Origin of the sequence: Paenibacillus camelliae, assembly GCF_023715345.1 — a bacterium.
Lineage (GTDB): Bacteria > Bacillota > Bacilli > Paenibacillales > Paenibacillaceae > Pristimantibacillus > Pristimantibacillus camelliae.
On the sequence record NZ_JAMBNY010000104.1, the window covers coordinates 1 to 231 of the forward strand.

Below are 231 nucleotides of genomic sequence, written 5' to 3' on the forward strand. Positions count from 1 at the left end.
TTAGGCTTACGGCGGACAAGATTCTCACTTGTCTTTTCGTTACTCATACCGGCATTCTCACTTGAATACAGTCCACCAGTCCTTACGGTCTGACTTCAATCCGTATTCAACGCTCCCCTACCCAAGTACCAAATGGTACCTGCCATAGCTTCGGTGGTGTGTTTAGCCCCGTTACATTTTCGGCGCAGAGTCACTCGACCAGTGAGCTATTACGCACTCTTTAAATGGTGG

General features: G+C 48.5%; 1 rRNA gene. It reads right to left on the reverse strand.

From position 1 onward, the window contains the following. Window positions 1-231 (reverse strand): 23S ribosomal RNA (locus M3180_RS22605); the annotation flags it as partial.